The sequence below is a fragment of the Magnetospirillum sp. genome, from assembly GCA_027532905.1.
In the GTDB taxonomy this organism is placed as follows: Bacteria; Pseudomonadota; Alphaproteobacteria; order CACIAM-22H2; family CACIAM-22H2; genus Tagaea.
Genome location: JAPZUA010000009.1, coordinates 1 through 1925, shown reverse-complemented (window position 1 = coordinate 1925; position 1925 = coordinate 1). Strand labels below are relative to the sequence as shown.

The window sequence follows — 1925 nt, the reverse complement described above, 5'->3', positions numbered from 1 at the left end:
ACGCACCGGCAGATCCCGCCCGATCTGCGCGACGAAATCGAAGTCGTGTTCCTCGAAGGCTGCAGCTTGGCCGGCCTCGCGGGCCGCATCTATTTCCAGGCCGGCGAACGCTTCCCGGTCAATCCGATCGAGGAGATCGCGCACCAGACGCAAGGGGTTGTTGCGTAGTTCCCCAGCATACAAACGAGATTGCCAATGTATGAAAATCTGGTTTTTAAGACAGCTTTTTAATCAGCAATTAAGCATTTGAAGGCAAAACTCCGCAAATCCCGTTTCGGAGGTGCCCCCCCATGTCCGCAACTATATCCCTCAATCCCTTTGGCCGCTTTTCGCTGGTCGGCCAGGTCTATGCCGCTTTCGGCTTGCTCGGCCTGCTGCTGGCAGCGGCCGCCGCCTACGGCGTTCTCGGCTTCACCCAGACGGCGCGGGACACAAGGCAGGTCGCCGAACTCGCGCATCAGGCCAATACCGCCCAACTCGTCGATCTTCGCCTGACGCAAACGCGCAATATCATAAACATCTGGCTGCAGGCGCCCAACGCGCAGCAAGCCGACGCGTCGAACGCGAGCTTTCGCCGCCTCGAAGCCGCCGTGAAGGATCTCGAAGGCACTCGCCTTACGGAGTCCGAGCGCGCATTCGTCGCCGACTATGCTGCGACGCTCGCAAAGTACCGCGACGAAAGCTGGACGACGATCCAGCGCCATTTCGCGACGCGGGCAGCCCTCTTGGCCGAACTCGACCGCGTCGGCCCGCCCAACCGCACGGTATTGCAGCGTCTGCGCGACGAAGTGATCGCGGCCGGCCATATGTCGGCCGGGACAGCACTCAATCTGTCTGCCGAACACTACATGCTCGGTCGCGTGCGCGCGATGCGCTACCGCACCAGCCTCGCCGACAGCGACATGGTAAACGGCGCGCGCGCGCTCAACGACGCGATCGCCGCCGCAGAAGAGGCCAAGCGCACAGCGCCCTCCACCTTCGCCCCGCGCATCGACGCATCGATCGCAGCCATCGTTGCCTATCGCGACGAGTACGCAAAAGTGCACCAGACATCCAAAGACATCGAGGCCGTGCGCGCAGTCTTCCGTGCGCAAGGGAATTCGCTTTCCGGCGCTACCGACAACATCCGCAAGTCGCTCGAAACACGCGCCGACGAAGCGAGTGCTGCGGCGAATGCAGCCGTCCTGCAGCGCGAATGGCTCATGTCGATCGGCGGCGCTTTGGCGCTCGCACTCGCACTCCTGATCGCCGTCGCGTTCGTGGCCAGCCTCAAGCGCCCGCTTGCGATCTTGGTCGATGTCGCGAGCAAGCTCGCCAACGGCCGCGACGACGTCGCTGTCGCTGTCAGCACGCGCAAGGACGAACTCGGCGCGCTCCTCAACGCCATGCGCGCCCTGTGCGAGACCGTCGGCCAGTCCTTCCGCCTGCGCCAGATGGTCGAGGAAATGCCCACGCCGGTGATGACTGCCGATCCGAAAAACGCCTTCCGCATCGGATACGCGAACCGGGCCGCTGTCGAGACCCTGCGCAGCGTCGCCGAGCATCTGCCCTGCGCACCCGAAGCGCTGGTCGGCACCGAGATCCGCACGCTGCACCGCGACAGCTTGCTGCAGCCCGCCGCACTCGCCGACGCCGACGCCCTGCCGCGCCGCACCACGCTGCATATCGGCAAGGAGATCTTCGACGTGCGCGCCTCGGCGATCCGCGACAAGGCTGGTGCCTATGTCGGGCCGATGCTCGTGTGGAACGTCGTCACGCGCCAGACGATGCTCGCCGACGATTTCGAGAAGAACGTCAAGAGTGTCGTCGATCAGGTCGCAAGTTCGGCCGTTCAGATGACGAAAAGTTCGGCCGCCATGGGCGTGTCGGCCGACGATACGATGCGCCAATCCACCATCGTTGCGTCGGCATCGGAGCAGGCATCG

1 protein-coding gene is annotated in these 1925 nt (G+C 64.0%); it reads left to right on the top strand.

From position 1 onward, the window contains the following. Window positions 1–290: 290 nt before the first annotated feature. On the top strand, window positions 291–1925 hold a 1635-nt coding region (locus O9320_20505), incomplete at its 3' end, for a hypothetical protein (protein ID MCZ8313233.1).